This is a genomic window from Polaribacter sp. SA4-10 (assembly GCF_002163835.1).
GTDB lineage: Bacteria > Bacteroidota > Bacteroidia > Flavobacteriales > Flavobacteriaceae > Polaribacter.
The window spans coordinates 3,135,130-3,153,378 of the sequence record NZ_CP019331.1; the positions used below are offsets into that span (position 1 = coordinate 3,135,130).

Here is an 18,249-nt window from a genome sequence, read left to right on the forward strand (position 1 = left end):
ATAATCGTTCTAATCCCTTTATTTTCCTTGATTTAGTGCAAAAAAAAAGACTGCCTTATAGGGCAGTCTTTTAATAAAATTGAAGTGATAAGGTAAAATTAGTTTTTATCCCACCATAATTTTGTGTGTAAATCATCTGCTCCTTGAGAAGATACAACATCTGCGTAATTTGCAGGATTATTATCTGCTACAGAAGGATCGTATGCATCACGAACTGGAATTCTTTGGTCAATTGCACTTGTAGATGGTGTTAAAACTGGCATATCCAACCTTCTCCATTCAGCCCATGCTTCTGGTCCGTTTAAATATAAAGCTACCCATTTTTCATAAGCAATTTCTGTTAAAGTTGAAGTTGTATGCGCCGCAGTATAATCATCTATGTCTGCTTGGTCAACACCCCAAAAACTCATAGAATCTTCAATTCCTTCTTTAAATAAACTTGCTGTTGTTCCACTTCCTACATTCCATCCTTTCAATTTTGCTTCTGCTAAAGCAAACTTTACTTGCGCTGAAGTGTAAATAGGAGACTGGTAATCTTGCACACCTGTTACAGTAGTAGTAGGTAATGAGAAGTCTTGTACATTTCCGTTTGAAGCACCATGATCAGCTCCAACATATTTTGCGTCAATATCTCCAGGGAAATTAGGCGTAGTTGTAGAACCATCTCTAGAAGGTTCTACATATTTAAATAATCTAGGATCTAAATTAGACCTTAACCATTCAGCCATAGTGTTAGATAGTAAATAATCTATTCTAGATTCAAATCTATCTTCCCAAGGGTTATCACTTCCGTCATCTGTACCAAAAGTAAATAAGATATTATCTGAATTACTTGTTACAACACCAGCAGCAACAGCTTCTTCAAACTTCGTTTTTGCTAATGAAGCATTTGCATCAGAAATTCTTAATGCCATTGTCATTTTTAACGTATTTGCAAACATTTTCCATCTAGCCATATCTCCCTCAAAAATGATATCTCCGGCAGGACCTGCTTCTGAGTTTATTAAACCTAGAGCTTCATCGATTTCAGCAAACATGTAATTGTACAAGTTTTCTTGTGCATCAAACTTTGGCTGTGGAAAAGCAATTCCTTGAAATGCCTCCGTCCAAGGCAAAGCACCCCAACGATCTGTTATATATTGCAAGTAATAAGATCTCACTATTTTAGCTACAGCTATTTGGTTGTTGTTACCACCAAAAGCAATTGCTCCAGCTTTTAAATCTTCGTCCTTATTTATTTTTATAATTTCATTTAAGTTTTGGATAGGACCTGTATACCAAAAATTATAGTTACTTGTTAAGGTTTCATATCTAGAGTCACCAGGATATTGTCCTTCAGCTAGCTGTTGCGTATATAATATACCTTTCATACTTGTTATAACGTCAGTACCTATTGAGGTTTGAGCTGATGTTAATAACTGAGAGGTTACGGCTACTGTCGGTCCGTTTGGATTATCATTGATATCTCCAAAATCTATAGAGTCACATGAACTATAGAATATTGAAACACATATCAATAATGCTATGTTTTTTATTGTTTTTTTCATTTTATTCTATTTTAAAATCTTAAATTTAAGTTTAAACCTATGGTTCTTGTATTAGGTAATTGACCTGCTTCCGCCCAGTTATAACCACTTCTTTTTTCAATTTCAGAAGGATCAATCCAAGGTAAATCAGAATAAATTAACCATACGTTATTCGCATATAAACCAAGAGTAGCACTCTTTAATTTTAATTTATCGGTTACTGCTTTATCAAATGTGTAATTTAACCTAACAGTTCTTAATTTGATATAAGTAGCATCATGTACGTTATTCTCATAAATGTTACCGATATTTCCTAAATAAAAGTGGTCTTGAGCATCTACATATTTATCTACTAATGTACCATCTGAAGTTGGCGTACCATTAGCATCTGTACCTGTTTGTAAAACCCCTACAATATGAACACCACCACCATCGGCTACAGCATCTCTTGTTGGGTTCCCTTTATCATTTAAACCAGCTGTTTTAGAGGATAAACCAGAATGGTCAAAGTATCTTTCTGTTCTTGAGTAGTATTTACCACCACTTTGAAAGTCAAATCCAAGATTTAAACCGAAATTCTTATAATTCATTGAAGAAGTAATACCACCAGTAAAATCTGGTAATAAGCTACCTAATAATTTATTTGTTTCTCTTGCATAACTATCATTTGATGTAAATATTTTAGAACCATCTGTATGAGTGGCAAATCCTCTACCATAAAATAAACCCCATTCTTGACCTACTCTTTCTTGTAACTTCATGTTAGAAGTATAAGTACTCAAATCTCTTGATTCGATTCCTTCATATAACTCATCAACAAATCTTGATAAAGTAGCAACGTTAACACCTAAATTCCATGTAAAGTTTTCTGTTTTAATAACATCTCCAAATACACCTAATTCTAAACCTTTAGAAGTTTGTTTACCAGAGTTCACTACGATAGAAGAGTAACCCGTTGAACCATCTAATGGCACTGTAACCGGTATATCACTATCTACTCTATTAAAGTAGGTTAAATCTAAAGCGAATCTATTACCAAAAAATTGTAATTCTGTACCAATTTCCATTTCTGTTCTAGTACCACCAACTAAATCTGCATTTTCTTGTTGTCCGTTAACAGATAAAGTACCGTTACCATTGTAAAGGTTACCTACGTTATAAGTTCCTCCATTATCATAAGGGTTAGGAAAATAAGGAGCTTGTGCATAACCTAATCTAACTTTAGAGAATGTTAATACATCATTTTTAGGTAATACTTTATGAGTTAAAAAACTTAAAGAAGTACCAAATGTTTCAACTCTGTTGTCATCCGCCTTTGCGGTAGAAGACCAGTCAAATCTATATGATGCATCGAAGTACACTGTACTTTTATATCCTAGAGATCCTTTTAAGAACATCCCTTTTCTCTCATCTGATTGTGTGTAATTAGATGAATTAATAGGGTCTTTAGAACCACTTAAGTTATAGAATCCAGGAATGGTTAAACCACCTACTGTGTTAGATATTAATGATTTATAGTCAGTTTGAATAACTTCACCACCTAAACTTGCATTTAAATCTAAATCTCCATCTAAATATTTGTCAGAATAGTTTACCATACCAAAATATTCAGTTCTTTCATTTCTTGTAAAAGATTCAGAATAAAAAGATTGGTCTAATAAACTCTTAGTTGTACCTCTATCATCTGTTCTGTATGAATGAAAAGTTCTTCTTACCTCTCCAGTTACATTGAATTTATCATTGATTGTATAAGTACCACCTATTTTTCCAAATGTAGAATTCTTATATTGATTTTTAAAGTTTTCATAAGAATGTAAAAAAGGAGAATCCCAATATAAAGGCTTCGCATCTCTAGGACCGTTAATATTCCAAGATGTAAGTGCACCATTACGCTCGTAATTTCTTAGACGATTCATGTCTAATTGACGTTGCCACCATTGATTCATGTTAGAAGCAATATTAGCATATCCTTGATCAGGATCGTTTAATGTATGTCTATCTTCATAGTTAATGTTTGTGTAAAACGTTAACTTATCTGACATATCATAAGAAAGATTAATAGAAAATTTAGAAGAACTTCTGTTAGAGTTAGGTACAATTCCATTTGCTCTTAAATCTGATAATGTAGTTCTAATATTATAATCGTCTCCTGCTTTAGAAAAAGCTAAGGTTACAAAACTAGTGGCAGCTTCATTATAAAAGTCCCTAACATTATCTGCTTGTGGAGACCAAGGTCTTAACTCACCAAATTCTGGTGTGTTCTCTACCCAACTATCCCAATGACGCACAGGAGTTCCATCTAATCTAGGTCCCCAGCTTTCATCGGCTTGATATAAAGGCATTTTTTGACCATCAAAAGAAGCCCAACTAGCAGGATCTTGTGCAGGGTCATAAGAAAAGGTATCCCATGTTTGACTATACCCACCACCATATTCATTTTGGTAATCTGGTAAAGTAGCAACACTATTTATAGATGTGTTAAAATCTAATTCAATTACTGTTTGTCCTTTAGCTGCAACTTTAGAAGTAATTACAATTACCCCATTTCTTCCATCTGGACCATAAACTGCTGTTGCTGCTGCACCTTTAAGAACAGACATACTTGCAACGTTTTCCGTGTTAATGTCACTAGTAGAATAAACTCTAATACCATCAACTACGTATAATACATTATCACTACCTCTTAATCTAATTGTAGAATTTCCAAAGGTAGAACTTGAGTTACCAACAATTTGTACACCAGAAACTTTACCTGCTAATGCATTTGATAAATCAGTTTCTTTAGCCTGAGTTAAAGCTGGTCCTGCCACAGTTTGTTGAGAGAAACCAATAGATTTTTTTTCTCTTTTAATACCGTAAGCTGTTACAACTATTTCCTCTAAAACACTTGCATCTTCTTCCATTGTAACATTTATGCTACTTGAAGATCCTACAGTTTTTTCGATTGTACTATATCCCATGTAACTAAACTTAAGGACGCTGCCTTCTTTAGTATTTATTGAATACTTACCATCAAAATCAGTTTGAGTCCCTTTTGAAGTGCCCTTTATAGATACACTAACTCCGGGTAAAGAGCCAGATGAGTCTGACACAGTTCCAGAAACTGTTTTTGTTTGTGCAAATGAAATTTGCACAACTAGCGCTAATAGTAGCGTTAGAATTCCTTTAAACTTTGTTTTCATTATTTAGTATATTTGAATTAATTGCTCAAAAGTCTTAAATTTATCTTAAATATACTATTATTTAACACTTATTATGTTAAATAATAAATGCTAATTATTCAAATAACTGTTCTAATTGCTTTATTTTCTTTGTTTTAGCACAAAAAAAAGACTGCCTTTTAAGGCAGTCTTTTAATAAAATTAAAGTAATAAGATAAAATTAGTTTACATCCCACCAAACTTTTGCAGTCATATCTGCAGGAGTTGATGTTACTAATCCTAATTGTTCCGCATTTGACTGCGTTTCAGATAAAGGATATGGCATACGCACTGGAATAGAGCTCAATTGAGCTGCCACAGGTACTGCTAATATAGGGTAGTCTAATCTTCTCCATTCATTCCATCCTTCAAAACCGTTCATGTAAAGAGCAATCCATTTCTGGTTACCTATTGACATTTTCCAATTTGTAGAATTGTATGCATTGTTTGTTACATAATCATCTATTGCGGCGTCATCAGAGATTCCCCAATAATTCATAGAAGCCTTTACAGCTGTTCCATATGCAGCAGCCGCGTCTCCGTTTAAAATACCACGTTGGTACGCTTCAGCTAAAAGAAATTGAACTTCAGCAAAAGAAATAATTACGTGAGGAGTTGTAGCCGATCTTACATTATCATTTGGTCTAGATGTAGTTGGTTTTAAAACGGTTGCATCGTTATCAGAGATACCGTATGGCATTCCAACATATTCTCCATTGTATTTCTTTGCAAATGCATCTAATCTAGGGTCTCCTAAGTCGGTTAGAGTTGTTACTAAATATTCAGAAACAGCATAGTCATCTCTATTTCCACCTAGTGGAGAAACGTTTCTAAATAAAGGATTTGCTCTTGCCAAGCTTTCAGGAAAAGCAAATAATGCATTTTCGCTGTTGCTTGAAATTAGATTTGTTACCGCTAAATCAATATATTGTTTTGCAGTAGCAGCATCAGCATCAGCGATACGCATTGCATAACGCAACATTAAAGAGTTTGTAAATTTAATCCATTGTGATATATCACCGTCATAAATTATTTCTCCTGAAGCGAATGAAGGTGCTGCAGTATTAAAGGCAGCAGAAGCATTTTTTAAAGTTTCTAATATCCCTTTGTATATAACTTCTTGAGCATCATATTTAGGTAAGTTAGTTACTCCGTCTACTGCTTCAGTATAAGGTACTTCACCAAAAGCATCTGTTAAAAAACAGTAAGCTTGAGTAGACATTACATCTAAAATAGCAGTTCTGTTTGCTTTAATACCGTCAGAAACCTCTTGCTGTGCAACTAAATTTTTAGCAGCATCTAACTCTTTCAATACACTAGCGTACATTGAAGACCAAGTTCCGTTAAAAGCATTAACGTCTTGATTGTATCTACTATCTTCAGTATATTCAGTTTCAGCCCATTGTTGAACCATTAATAAGCCCCAACCTGCATTTATACCAGCACCTTGAATGGTGTTGTAAAAATTATATTGTGCAGTCGTCAATAATGTAGAAGGATCTACGCTGACTGCAGCATTTGGATCGACGTTCAATTCGTCAAAATTGTCATTACATTGCGCGAACAACATTACTGATAATGTTAATAGCGTAAATATTTTAAGTTTTTTCATTTTTTTCATTTTTAAAATTTAGCAGATAAGTTGATACCAAATGATCTTGTTGGAGGTACTTGAGCATTCTCTAACCCTTGAATATTCCCAGAACCAGTAATTACTTGTGGATCTATGTAAGGTACATCAGCGCTAAGAATAGCTAAGTTTCTACCAAAAACACTTAAGTTAAGACTGGTGAAAGGAGTTTTTTCTAAAGTACTTTGGCTTACAGCATAGCTTAATCTAACATCTCTAAACTTTAAGTAGCCTGCATCAAACGTATTCGGTGCCGCAACTCTCCATTTAGTTTGGAAGTATGTTTGTGGATCAACAGAAACTGTATTTGGAGAACCGTCAGCGGTTACACCTGGTAAAACCATACCGTTTGCTCTTGTATCACTTTCCCCGTTAAATGCAACAGTTTCAGGATGCATTCCAGAGTACTTAGACCACTGTAATGAAGTTGAGTGAAGTATTCCACCTACCTGAAAATCAAACAATGCAGATAATGTAAAGTTTTTGTAATTGAAGCTAGTGTTAAATCCACCTGTCCAATCTGCAATTGCAGATCCTAAATAAACTCTATCATCGGTAAATTCGTAAATACCATCAGCACCTACAACTTTATTTCCATTGGCATCATAGATATGGTCTTGACCGAATAAAGCCATGTAAGGCAATCCTTCTTCAATTCTAACATCTGCAGCCCAAGTATTACCTTGTGCAATACTGTTTACAATACTTTCACCGTTTTCATCTTTTAAAAGTTCAACAACTTCATTGTTTAACTTCGTAAGGTTCAAACCAATGTCCCATCTGAAATTTGCTGTCTTTATAGGTGTTGCATTTATCTCAAATTCTAAACCATGATTTCTCATCTCTCCAGCATTTAACAGTCTACTTGTATATCCTGTAGTTGAAGAAACAGGTACGTTAAAGATTTGATCTTTCGTACTTCTATCATAATATGCAGCATCTATGCTTAATCTGTTGTCAAATAACTTCACTAAAAAACCAAATTCAATTTCAGTTGTTAATTCGTTTACTAAGTTTGGATTTTGTTGAGAGTTTGGTACAGAATACATTGGGTTACTTCCAAAGTTTGGTGTACTTGGGTTGTATACGTCTGATAGTCTATATGGACTTGCATCACTTCCGGCTTGTGCAATACTTGCTCTTACTTTAGCAAAATTAATAACACCGCTTTCCTTTACAGATTCTATTTCTGAAATAGCCCAACTTAAAGAAGCTGCTGGATAGAAGTAACTATTATTTGCTGTTGGAAGTGTCGAAGAAACATCATTTCTTGCAGACATGTCTAAAAACAACATATCTTTCCATGCAACAGAAGCAGAACCAAATATACTGTTAATTCCTCTTTGAGACTCATAGGTATCAACAAGAGGAGAATCAGCAGAGTTGCTAATGTTAAAAAATCTATCAATAACTAATCCACCGTTTGTTTGAGCAGTTAATCTTTTAGAACTTTGTCTCATTCTGTTCGCGCCAATGAAACCATTTACAGCGAAATCTTCACTAATTTCTTTGTTGTATTGTAAACGAACCTCCATATTAGTTTCTTGGAACCTTCTCTCTGTCTCTTCATATCTAGAACCGTCAACAGATCCTAATGGGATCCCTTCTACAATACTAAATTGATATAAATCAGTACCAAATTGCGTTGCAATTGTAAAATCATCATTTAATTCATAAGTAAGATTAGCATTTCCAAAAAATCTGTTTTTCACATCATTTTGTAAATGATTTTCTCTTACCCAAGAAGGATTATCAAAGTAATTGATAGTTGGATTATACGATTGGAACGCCCCATTACTATCGGTACTTATTCCTTTTGTATTCCAGCTATATTGATTTCCTTCCGTAGTTGTTTGTTGATTTTTTAATCTGTCAACATCCAATTGTGATTGCCACCATTGTGTAAACCCTTGAAGTGGATTAGCATTTGCGTAACCAGTAACATTTCTGTTTTTTGCTTCTGTATTGATATAAGAAAAAGAAATATTAGATTTAAGTTTTTCACTCAAGTTATAATTACTGTTTACGTTTACCGTATTTCTCACTAATTGACCTTGTGGCATTACACCTTTTTGATCTAAATTACTGTAAGAAACTCTGTATCCACCTTTTTCATTACTTCCTGTAAAAGCTACAGTATTCATAAGTGTTACTCCTGTATCAAAGAAAGACTCATACGAGTTTTCTGGTGCAGCCCATGGTCTAGTTTCTTTATAATTAGCAGCTCCAGGATCCCAAGAATCCCAATGTCTTACCAATTTGTTTGAATCAAACTTAGGACCCCAAGAACCATCCTTAGCGTAATTAGGAGCTAAGTAACTTGTTCCGTCTTGTGTAAATTCGTTAAAACCACTTGCAGTAGGATATGTAGACCCCCCACCATACATTGATTGTATAGGTATTAAGTTTCTTACATTGTCAAAAGTAACAGTTGTATCAAAGCTTACTCCAACACCTTTTGTCTTTTTTCCTTTCTTAGTAGTAATAAGAATTACACCATTTGCACCTCTAGAACCATATATTGCTGTAGCTGCAGCTCCTTTCAGAACAGACATAGACGCTACGTTAGATGGATCGATTTCTGAAGCAGAATTTCCATAATCGTAAGAACCACCACCAAAACCACTTTGTTGGCTAGCGCCAGAATAGCTTGAGTTGTTAATTGGAACTCCATCGATAATAAATAAAGGTTGGTTGTTTCCAAGAAAAGAGTTTGATCCACGAATAGTAATTCTAGAAGAACCACCTAAAGTAGAAGCACTACCTTGAATTTGAACACCAGCAACTCTACCTTGTAGAGAGTTTACAATGTTTACTTCTTTAGCTTCGCTTATTTTTTCACCCGAAACCTTTTGAACAGCATAACCAATGGCTTTCTCCTTTTTAGAGATACCAAGACCTGTAATTATGATTTCATCTAATGTATTCGCATCCTCTGAAAGGATTACATCAATTACATTAGAAGTTCCTATCGTTTTTTCAATAGTTTTGTATCCCATATAACTAAATTTAAGAACGCTGCCTTCTTTAGTGTTTATTGAATACTTACCGTCAAAATCAGTTTGAGTCCCTTTTGAAGTGCCCTTTATAGATACACTAACTCCAGGTAAAGAGCCAGAAGAATCTGACACAGTTCCAGAAACTGTTTTTGTTTGTGCAAATGAAATTTGCACAACTAACGCTAATAGTAGCGTTAGAATTCCTTTAAATTTTGTTTTCATTATTTAGTATATTTGAATTAATTACGGCGAATATCCTAATAAATTATACAATAAGCAGTAAGATTGTTAAAAAATGTTAACATATTTATTAATTAGTAATACTATATGAATTTATTAAATGTTAGAAAAAAGTTTTCCAGCTGATAATTAGCTTACTGTTTTTTAAATTGAAGGTTTCTGATGACGTTCTAGTACTGGCTGCACTTAATGTTATCTGTGAGTTTTTTATATTAAATAAATATCCTAAACCAATACCAAATAGGTTTTTGTCTTCTGATGAAGTTTTAATTCTTCCTATATCTGTAATTGTATAGAGATACGATTTATTTGAAGTTAAATATCTTAATTCAATATTAAAAAAACTATAACTACTAGTTATAATACTTAGGTCATCAAGTCCTCTTATGGAATTTGCTCCCCCAATTCTGTATAATTCGTTGTCAATAAAACTATCCGAATTTAAATAACCAGTTTTATTTCTAATAAATAAACTACTTCTTAAATTAAAATCCCAGATATAAGATGCAGTTGTTTCTATTTTAAATTGGTTTGAAGATGTAACTTCTTTAGTTCTTTTTCCTACCGAAGGATTTATTCTTAATAATAATTTATCATTAAAAAAAGAATCGTTTTTAGGAATTGAGTATTCAAATTGAAATCCAAAAAAATAATTGTTAAAGGACGCTATATTATTTGTTATCTTTTTTTCTAGATTTTCTGAAGATTCAGATGAAAAAGTAGTTGCTATTTTTATTTTTGGACTTATGTCATAGAAGATTTTTGTACTAAATTTAGTTTTTATAAAAGTGGAATCTTGTCTAAAAATAGCAAAAGAAACTTTTGGTGTAAGAGAAGTGTTAAATAGATATGGAATTTCGGTTGCTATTTTAAATTCTTGACTTTGGTTATTAGTACTGTTCCAGAAAAGTTCAAATTTTTCACCTGTATTTAAAATATTATTTAATTTTAAATCGAGATGTCCATTAAGTTTAATTCCTCCATTTTCTTTGGAGGAAAAATTCACCATTCCATCAAAAGTATTATTTTGATACTTTTTTAAATAGATAAATAATAAGGTAGAGTCTTTTGTAAATAAAACTTCGGGTTGTTTAATTTCTTTTGTAAAAGTTAAGTTTTTTGAAGCGCTTGAGATTTCTTTAATTTTTTTTTGATTAAAAACTGTTTCTTTTTTAATTTTAAAATGATACTTAATAAAAGCGTTAGGGAAATTTTCATAACCCTTAATAATAACCTCATTTATTTTTCTTTTTTCTGATTGATATATTTCAAGATCAGCAAAAAGAGTTTTATTTCTTAATTCTATATTCTTTAATGAAGCTATAGAAAAAGACTTTCCTTGATTTTCTAGTTCTTTTGATATTTTATTTAATAATGGTTCTACTTCTTCAATAGGAATTATTATTGATGCACCTTCTATATTTAATTTTTTTAATAGTAACCCCACATTAGCGTTTAATTTTATATCAGCTTTATCAATTTTTTTGTTTAATGAGAAATAAGCAACATAAAGTTTATCCGATATAGAAATGCTATCTATAGTATTTGTGAAGTATCCAATTTTTTTTAAATAATTTGATATTTTTTCAGTTTCTAGTTTTACAGCAGTAATGTCATTGTGTTTTTTTTTGAAGTCTAATTTTTCTAAAATGACTTTTTCTATTTCTTTTTTAGAAGATATTTTCATAGTGATTTCTTGCGCTAAAAAGCCATTAGAAAAAGCTACCAAAATAAATAAAAATGTAAATTGTTTTAGTTTTTTTGTCAAAATTGATAAATAATTAAGTTCAAATGTAGATTAAATTGATAAAAAAAAATCAATATTTAAAAATCATTCTTAAAAAATAACTCGCTGATATTTGATTAATTAGAAATAAGTTGTACATTTGCACACTCTTAAAAATAAGGGAAGGTTTAATTATAAACGAAAAATAGGAATAATTAGTATGCCAACTATTCAACAATTAGTTCGTAAAGGAAGAACCAAAATAACTAAGAAGAGCAAATCGGCTGCTTTGTCGTCTTGTCCTCAAAGACGTGGAGTGTGTACTCGTGTTTATACCACAACGCCAAAGAAACCTAATTCAGCAATGAGAAAAGTTGCAAGAGTTAGATTGACAAATGGTAATGAGATAAACGCATACATTCCAGGAGAAGGACATAACTTACAAGAGCACTCGATAGTATTAGTTAGAGGTGGAAGGGTAAAGGATTTGCCAGGAGTTAAGTATCACGTAGTACGTGGAGCTTTAGATACAGCGGGAGTTGAGGGAAGAACTCAACGTAGATCAAAGTATGGTGCAAAACGCCCAAAAAAGTAAAATTAGTAACTTTTTTAATGTAAAGACATGAGAAAAAGAGCAGCGAAAAAAAGAGTCTTATTACCAGATCCTAAATTTAATGATCAGTTAGTAACACGTTTTGTGAATAACTTAATGTGGGCCGGTAAGAAGTCAGTAGCGTTTAAAGTGTTTTATGATGCGTTAGACATCGTAGAAGAAAGAAAAGGAGAAGACGAAGAAAAATCGGCTTTAGATATTTGGAAAGAAGGTTTGTCAAATGTTATGCCACACGTAGAAGTTAGATCTCGTCGTGTTGGTGGAGCAACATTCCAAATTCCAATGCAAATTAGACCAGATCGTAAAGTATCTATGGCTATTAAATGGATGATTTTGTATACTCGTAAGAGAAACGAAAAAACGATGGCACAGCGTTTAGCTGCTGAGATTTTAGCTGCGGCTAAAGAAGAAGGTGCTGCTGTTAAAAAGCGTACTGATACTCATAAAATGGCAGAAGCTAATAAAGCATTCTCTCACTTCAGATTTTAATAGAAATGGCTAGAGATTTAAAGTATACAAGAAATATTGGGATTGCTGCGCATATTGATGCTGGTAAAACTACAACTACTGAGCGTGTATTGTATTATACAGGTGTTTCTCACAAGATTGGAGAAGTACATGATGGTGCCGCTACAATGGACTGGATGGAGCAAGAGCAAGAAAGAGGTATTACAATTACTTCTGCTGCAACTACTTGTACATGGCAATTTCCAAAGGAAAATGCTGAAGTTCTTCCAGAAACTAAAGATTACCATTTTAACATTATTGATACTCCAGGTCACGTAGATTTTACTGTAGAAGTAAACAGATCTTTACGTGTTCTTGATGGTTTAGTGTTTTTGTTTTCAGCGGTTGATGGTGTTGAGCCACAATCGGAAACAAACTGGAGACTTGCAGATAATTACAAAGTTCCAAGAATTGGTTTCGTTAATAAAATGGACCGTCAAGGATCTGATTTTATGATGGTTTGTAACCAAGTAAAGGAGATGTTAGGTTCTAATGCAGTGCCAATTGTTTTAAATATTGGTGACGAAGAGAACTTTAAAGGTATCGTAGATCTTGTTAAAAACAGAGCTATTATATGGCATGAAGAGGGTATGGGTGCAACATTTGATGTTGTTGCTATTCCTGAAGAATTGAAAGAAGAAGCAAAGATTCTACGTGGTAAACTTATTGAAGAAGTTGCTGCTTATGATGAGAATTTGCTGGAGAAATATATGGAGGATGAAGACTCTATTACAGAAGAGGAAGTGCATGCTGCATTGAGAGCTGCTGTAATGGATATGTCTATCATTCCAATGATTTGTGGTTCTGCATTTAAAAATAAAGGTGTTCAGTTTCTTTTAGATGCTGTATGTCGTTATTTACCTTCACCAATGGATAAAGATGGTATTGTTGGAACAGACCCTAATACAGGAGAAGAAATTTTACGTAAACCAAATGCAAAGGAACCTTTTGCTGCATTAGCGTTCAAAATAGCAACAGACCCTTTTGTTGGTCGTCTTGCTTTTTTTAGAGCTTATTCAGGTCGTTTAGATGCAGGTTCTTACGTTTTAAACAATCGTTCAGGTAAAAAAGAACGTATTTCACGTATTTACCAAATGCATGCTAATAAACAAAATGCTATCGATTATATCGAAGCAGGTGATATTGGAGCAGCGGTAGGATTCAAATCTATCAAAACTGGAGATACTTTATCTGATGAAAAACACCCAATTGTTTTAGAATCAATGGATTTTCCAGATCCAGTAATTGGTATTGCTATTGAGCCTAAGACGAAGGCTGATGTTGAGAAAATGGGTACAGCTTTGTCAAAATTGGCAGAAGAAGATCCTACATTTCAAGTTAAGACAGATGAGGCTTCTGGGCAAACAATTATCTCAGGAATGGGAGAATTGCACTTGGATATCATTATGGATAGAATGAGACGTGAATTTAATGTCGAGTTAAATCAAGGTGAACCTCAAGTTGAATATAAAGAAGCTTTAACAAAAACTGCACAGCACAGAGAGGTTTATAAGAAACAATCTGGAGGACGTGGTAAGTTTGGAGATATTGTATTTGAAATGGGGAAAGTCGATGACGATTTCGTTGGATCAGGTTTACAATTTGTAGATGTAATTAAAGGAGGTCGTATTCCAAAAGAATTTATTCCGTCTGTAGAAAAAGGATTTGCAACAGCAATGAAAAATGGTCCTTTAGCTGGGTTCGAAATGGATTCTATGAAGATCACATTGAAAGATGGTTCTTTTCACGCAGTAGATTCAGATGCACTTTCTTTTGAGTTAGCAGCAAAATTAGGATATAAGGCGGCAGCGAAAGCAGCAGGTGCTGTTATTCTTGAGCCTATAATGAAAATGGATGTTGTTACACCTGAAGACTATATGGGTGATATCGTAGGAGATTTAAATAGAAGAAGAGGTCAGGTTAATGCAATGGATGACAGAGCAGGAGCTAAAGTTGTAAAAGCGGATGTACCATTATCGGAGATGTTTGGTTATGTGACTACATTAAGAACACTATCTTCGGGTAGAGCAACTTCTACTATGGAATTTTCACACTATGCAGAAACTCCTTCAAATATTTCTGAAGAAGTAATTGCTAAATCTAAAGGATAATTTACTAAATAGATAATAAGATGAGTCAAAAAATTAGAATAAAATTAAAGTCTTACGATTACAACTTAGTAGATAAATCTGCTGAAAAGATTGTAAAGACGGTAAAAAGTACTGGTGCTGTTGTAAACGGACCAATACCATTACCAACACATAAAAAGATTTTTACAGTATTACGTTCACCACACGTAAATAAAAAATCTAGAGAACAATTTCAATTAGCTTCATACAAAAGATTATTAGATATCTATAGTTCTTCTTCAAAGACTATTGATGCTTTAATGAAACTTGAGTTACCAAGTGGTGTTGAAGTTGAGATCAAAGTATAAGTAAATATTAACTTTCGGTTTAATTTTGTTAAATCGAAAGTTTTTTATACTTTTGCAACCCTAAATATAGTAGGGTGAAGCTGTTATTTTGATTAAAATCTAATAATAGTAACATGTCCAGAGCGTTTCGCGAAGGAAAAACGGTAAAAACAAATTCAGCGGTGAAAGTGTTTTTACGCTGTTTTTTTTTGGAGAAATTCAAAGGATAAGTAAGAAACAATAGTTTCAAACAAATAATTATTAATAATAGACGCGCTGGATAAATATCTATCGTCTAAAATTTTAACTAAATGTCTGGGTTAATAGGAAGAAAAATTGGAATGACCAGCTTATTCGATGAAAACGGGAAGAATATTCCTTGTACAGTAATTGAAGCAGGTCCTTGTGTTGTTACCCAAGTCAGAACCGAAGGGGTTGACGGATACAACGCGATACAACTTGGTTTCGATGACAAAAAGGCGAAGAGTTCTAACAAAGCGTTAGACGGTCACTTTAAAAAAGCTGGCACCACTGCTAAAAGAAAAGTCATTGAATTTCAAGGATTTGATCAAGAGTATAAATTAGGAGACGCTATTACAGTAAGTCACTTTGAAGAAGGTGAATTTGTAGATGTATCAGGAACTTCTAAAGGTAAAGGTTTCCAGGGTGTTGTAAAACGTCATGGATTTGCCGGAGTTGGACAAGCAACTCACGGTCAACATAACCGTTTAAGAGCTCCAGGATCAATTGGTGCTGCATCATATCCAGCAAGAGTATTCAAAGGAATGCGAATGGGAGGAAGAATGGGTGGAGACACAGTAAAAGTACAGAATCTAAAAGTATTAAAAGTAGTTGCTGAAAAGAACTTACTTGTTGTTAAAGGAGCTGTTCCTGGACACAAAAATGCTTACGTAACTATTCAGAAATAATGAAAGTATCAGTTTTAGATATTACAGGAAAAGATACAGGTAGGAAAGTTGAACTTTCTAGCGATGTATTCGGAGTAGAACCAAATAATCATGCAATTTATTTAGATGTAAAGCAATACTTGGCTAATCAAAGACAAGGAACGCACAAAGCTAAAGAAAGAGCAGAGATAAGTGGTAGTACAAGAAAGATAAAAAAACAAAAAGGAACTGGTACTGCACGTGCAGGATCTATCAAGTCTGGTGTTTTTAGAGGTGGTGGACGTATGTTCGGTCCAAGACCAAGAGATTATTCTTTTAAATTGAATAAAAACTTAAAGCGTTTAGCACGTAAGTCTGCTTTAAGTATTCAAGCAAATGATGAAAATTTAGTAGTTATAGAAGATTTTAACTTTGATTCTCCAAAGACTAAAAACTTTTTAGATGTGTTAAAAGCATTAGAGTTAGATACTAAAAAATCATTGTTTGTGTTAAGTAATGAAAATGCAAATGTGTATTTATCATCACGTAACTTAAAAAAGACTAAAGTTGTTAAGGCTTCAGAAATTAATACTTATGGTGTTTTAAACGCTAATAAAGTTGTTATTACTGAAAGTTCTTTAGAAGGAATTAATTCAAATTTAAGTAAATAGGGATTCAAAATGAGTATTTTAATAAAACCTATTATCACGGAAAAAGCAACTAATGATAGCGAGTTATTTAATCGTTTTACATTTGTTGTAGATAAAAAAGCTAATAAATTAGAAATTAAAGGAGCTGTTGAGGCAACTTATGGAGTTTCTATTTTAAGCGTTAAGACTTTAAATTATCCAATTCAAAGAAATACTAAGTTCACTAAAAAAGGTTTAGTAACGGGTGTTAAGAGTGGGTACAAGAAGGCTGTCGTTCAAGTAGCAGAAGGAGAAAGCATTGATTTTTATAACAATCTTTAAGAAAGACAAAAATGTCAGTTAGAAAATTAAAACCAATAACACCAGGTCAGCGTTTTAGAGTTGTAAATGGGTTCGACACCATAACAACTGATAAGCCGGAGAAAAGTTTACTTGCTCCGAAAAAACGATCTGGAGGTCGAAACAATCAGGGAAGAATGACAACACGTAATATAGGTGGTGGTCATAAACAAAAATATCGTATTATCGATTTCAAAAAAGATAAGTTAGGTATTCCTGCAACAGTAAAAACAATAGAATACGATCCAAATCGTACTGCATTTATTGCGCTATTAAGTTATGCTGATGGTGAAAAACGTTATGTAATTGCACAAAACGGTTTAAAAGTAGGTCAAACAATTATTTCAGGAAAAGGAAATGCACCAGAAATTGGGAATGCAATGACTTTAGATGAAATTCCTTTGGGAACAACAATTTCTTGTATAGAATTACGTCCAGGTCAAGGAGCTGTTATGGCTCGTTCTGCTGGTTCTTTTGCTCAGTTAATGGCAAGAGACGGTAAGTATGCTACTGTTAAGTTACCTTCAGGTGAAACAAGATTAATCTTGTTAACGTGTATGGCTACAATTGGAGTTGTGTCTAATTCTGATCATCAATTATTAGTATCTGGTAAAGCAGGTAGAAGTAGATGGTTAGGTAGAAGACCAAGGACTAACCCAGTAAGAATGAATCCTGTAGATCACCCAATGGGTGGTGGTGAAGGACGTGCTTCTGGAGGTCATCCAAGATCTAGAAATGGTATTCCTGCTAAAGGATTTAAGACTAGGTCTAAAACCAAAGCTAGTAATAAGTATATTTTAGAACGTAGAAAGAAATAATAAGTTATGGCAAGATCATTAAAAAAAGGACCTTACGTTCACTATAAATTAGAGAAAAAAGTGTTAGCTAATGTAGAAGCTGGAAACAAAACTGTTATAAAAACTTGGTCTAGAGCAAGTATGATTACGCCAGATTTTGTTGGACAAACAATTGCTGTTCATAATGGACGTCAGTTTGTACCAGTTTACGTTACAGAAAACATGGTAGGGCATAAGTTAGGCGAATTTTCACCAACTCGTTCTTTTAGAGGGCATGCTGGTGCAAAAAATAAAGGAAAAAAATAGGCAATGGGAGTTCGTAAAAAAAACATGGCAGCGCAGTTAAAAGAAGCTAGAAAGCATCGTGCTTTTGCTAAGCTTACTAACTGTCCGACGTCACCAAGGAAAATGCGTTTAGTAGCAGATCAGGTTAGAGGAGTAGAGGTTGAAAAAGCTTTACAAATCTTAAAGTTCAGTCCAAAAGAAGCATCAATAAATTTAGAGAAATTGTTATTATCTGCAATCGCAAATTGGCAAGCTAAAAATGAAGATGCACCTATTGAAGAGGCTGGGTTATTTGTTAAATCTATTTGTGTAGATAGCGCAGGAATGTTAAAAAGGTTAAGACCGGCTCCACAAGGGCGTGCTCATAGAATTCGAAAGCGTTCTAATCACGTTACTTTAGAGTTAGATAGTAAAAATAAAAGCAATTAATCAAA

At 33.4% G+C, this 18,249-nt stretch carries 15 protein-coding genes; 10 read left to right on the forward strand and 5 right to left on the reverse strand.

Going from position 1 to position 18,249, the window contains the following annotated elements:
* Positions 1 to 98: 98 nt before the first annotated feature.
* From BTO04_RS13665 to BTO04_RS13685, 5 genes are all read right to left on the reverse strand, one after another.
* Complete coding sequence (locus BTO04_RS13665; RefSeq protein WP_087565030.1) at positions 99 to 1,547, reverse strand: SusD/RagB family nutrient-binding outer membrane lipoprotein; 1,449 nt, start codon at positions 1,545 to 1,547, stop codon at positions 99 to 101.
* 11 nt (positions 1,548 to 1,558) lie between these two features.
* Positions 1,559 to 4,708 carry a SusC/RagA family TonB-linked outer membrane protein gene (locus BTO04_RS13670; RefSeq protein WP_087565031.1) on the reverse strand — a complete coding sequence of 1,050 codons (3,150 nt, stop codon included), beginning with the start codon at positions 4,706 to 4,708 and terminating at the stop codon, positions 1,559 to 1,561.
* Positions 4,709 to 4,907: 199 nt separating this feature from the next.
* Complete coding sequence (locus tag BTO04_RS13675; RefSeq protein WP_157662474.1) at positions 4,908 to 6,338, reverse strand: SusD/RagB family nutrient-binding outer membrane lipoprotein; 1,431 nt, start codon at positions 6,336 to 6,338, stop codon at positions 4,908 to 4,910.
* An 11-nt stretch (positions 6,339 to 6,349) separates the two neighbouring features.
* The gene (locus BTO04_RS13680; RefSeq protein ID WP_087565033.1) at positions 6,350 to 9,577 is read right to left on the reverse strand and encodes a SusC/RagA family TonB-linked outer membrane protein; all 3,228 of its coding nucleotides are present in this window, start codon (positions 9,575 to 9,577) and stop codon (positions 6,350 to 6,352) included.
* Positions 9,578 to 9,698: 121 nt separating this feature from the next.
* The gene (locus BTO04_RS13685) at positions 9,699 to 11,363 is read right to left on the reverse strand and encodes a hypothetical protein (RefSeq protein WP_087565034.1); all 1,665 of its coding nucleotides are present in this window, start codon (positions 11,361 to 11,363) and stop codon (positions 9,699 to 9,701) included.
* Between the two features lie 178 nt (positions 11,364 to 11,541).
* Here BTO04_RS13685 and rpsL point away from each other — a divergent pair, with 178 nt between their 5' ends.
* The 10 genes from rpsL (at position 11,542) to rplV (ending at position 18,244) form a co-directional block, all read left to right on the forward strand.
* Positions 11,542 to 11,916, forward strand: a complete 375-nt coding sequence (gene rpsL / locus BTO04_RS13690) for a 30S ribosomal protein S12 (RefSeq protein WP_018943587.1) — start codon at positions 11,542 to 11,544, stop codon at positions 11,914 to 11,916.
* A 27-nt stretch (positions 11,917 to 11,943) separates the two neighbouring features.
* Positions 11,944 to 12,423: a 30S ribosomal protein S7 gene (gene rpsG, locus BTO04_RS13695; RefSeq protein ID WP_087565035.1), complete on the forward strand. Its 480-nt coding sequence runs from the start codon at positions 11,944 to 11,946 to the stop codon at positions 12,421 to 12,423.
* 5 nt (positions 12,424 to 12,428) lie between these two features.
* A complete protein-coding gene (gene fusA / locus BTO04_RS13700) occupies positions 12,429 to 14,552 on the forward strand; it encodes an elongation factor G (protein ID WP_087565036.1) in 2,124 nt (707 codons plus the stop codon).
* 20 nt (positions 14,553 to 14,572) lie between these two features.
* Entirely contained in the window at positions 14,573 to 14,878 is a 306-nt protein-coding gene (gene rpsJ / locus BTO04_RS13705; protein WP_004568745.1) for a 30S ribosomal protein S10, read from the forward strand.
* Between the two features lie 290 nt (positions 14,879 to 15,168).
* A complete protein-coding gene (rplC, locus tag BTO04_RS13710) occupies positions 15,169 to 15,786 on the forward strand; it encodes a 50S ribosomal protein L3 (protein WP_087565037.1) in 618 nt (205 codons plus the stop codon).
* Positions 15,786 to 16,415, forward strand: coding sequence for a 50S ribosomal protein L4 (rplD, locus tag BTO04_RS13715; protein WP_087565038.1), 630 nt, complete (start codon positions 15,786 to 15,788; stop codon positions 16,413 to 16,415). Before rplC ends, rplD begins: the two co-directional genes overlap by 1 nt.
* Before the next feature lie 9 nt (positions 16,416 to 16,424).
* Entirely contained in the window at positions 16,425 to 16,715 is a 291-nt protein-coding gene (gene rplW, locus BTO04_RS13720; protein WP_087565039.1) for a 50S ribosomal protein L23, read from the forward strand.
* Between the two features lie 11 nt (positions 16,716 to 16,726).
* A complete protein-coding gene (rplB, locus tag BTO04_RS13725; protein WP_087565040.1) occupies positions 16,727 to 17,551 on the forward strand; it encodes a 50S ribosomal protein L2 in 825 nt (274 codons plus the stop codon).
* A gap of 6 nt (positions 17,552 to 17,557) precedes the next feature.
* Positions 17,558 to 17,836, forward strand: coding sequence for a 30S ribosomal protein S19 (gene rpsS / locus BTO04_RS13730; protein WP_015482224.1), 279 nt, complete (start codon positions 17,558 to 17,560; stop codon positions 17,834 to 17,836).
* A 3-nt stretch (positions 17,837 to 17,839) separates the two neighbouring features.
* On the forward strand, positions 17,840 to 18,244 hold the full coding sequence (gene rplV / locus BTO04_RS13735) for a 50S ribosomal protein L22 (RefSeq protein ID WP_087565041.1): 405 nt from the start codon (positions 17,840 to 17,842) through the stop codon (positions 18,242 to 18,244).
* Positions 18,245 to 18,249: the final 5 nt, after the last annotated feature.

What these genes read in the sequence shown, in the direction of transcription:
- rplD (WP_087565038.1), top strand. Translation starts at nt 15,786, where the DNA reads ATGAAAGTATCAGTTTTAGATATTACAGGAAAAGATACAGGTAGGAAA.
- rpsS (WP_015482224.1), top strand. Translation starts at nt 17,558, where the DNA reads ATGGCAAGATCATTAAAAAAAGGACCTTACGTTCACTATAAATTAGAG.
- rplB (WP_087565040.1), top strand. Translation starts at nt 16,727, where the DNA reads ATGTCAGTTAGAAAATTAAAACCAATAACACCAGGTCAGCGTTTTAGA.
- BTO04_RS13675 (WP_157662474.1), bottom strand. Translation starts at nt 6,338, where the DNA reads ATGAAAAAACTTAAAATATTTACGCTATTAACATTATCAGTAATGTTG.
- rplC (WP_087565037.1), top strand. Translation starts at nt 15,169, where the DNA reads ATGTCTGGGTTAATAGGAAGAAAAATTGGAATGACCAGCTTATTCGAT.
- rpsG (WP_087565035.1), top strand. Translation starts at nt 11,944, where the DNA reads ATGAGAAAAAGAGCAGCGAAAAAAAGAGTCTTATTACCAGATCCTAAA.
- rplV (WP_087565041.1), top strand. Translation starts at nt 17,840, where the DNA reads ATGGGAGTTCGTAAAAAAAACATGGCAGCGCAGTTAAAAGAAGCTAGA.
- BTO04_RS13670 (WP_087565031.1), bottom strand. Translation starts at nt 4,708, where the DNA reads ATGAAAACAAAGTTTAAAGGAATTCTAACGCTACTATTAGCGCTAGTT.
- fusA (WP_087565036.1), top strand. Translation starts at nt 12,429, where the DNA reads ATGGCTAGAGATTTAAAGTATACAAGAAATATTGGGATTGCTGCGCAT.
- rplW (WP_087565039.1), top strand. Translation starts at nt 16,425, where the DNA reads ATGAGTATTTTAATAAAACCTATTATCACGGAAAAAGCAACTAATGAT.
- BTO04_RS13665 (WP_087565030.1), bottom strand. Translation starts at nt 1,547, where the DNA reads ATGAAAAAAACAATAAAAAACATAGCATTATTGATATGTGTTTCAATA.
- rpsJ (WP_004568745.1), top strand. Translation starts at nt 14,573, where the DNA reads ATGAGTCAAAAAATTAGAATAAAATTAAAGTCTTACGATTACAACTTA.
- rpsL (WP_018943587.1), top strand. Translation starts at nt 11,542, where the DNA reads ATGCCAACTATTCAACAATTAGTTCGTAAAGGAAGAACCAAAATAACT.
- BTO04_RS13680 (WP_087565033.1), bottom strand. Translation starts at nt 9,577, where the DNA reads ATGAAAACAAAATTTAAAGGAATTCTAACGCTACTATTAGCGTTAGTT.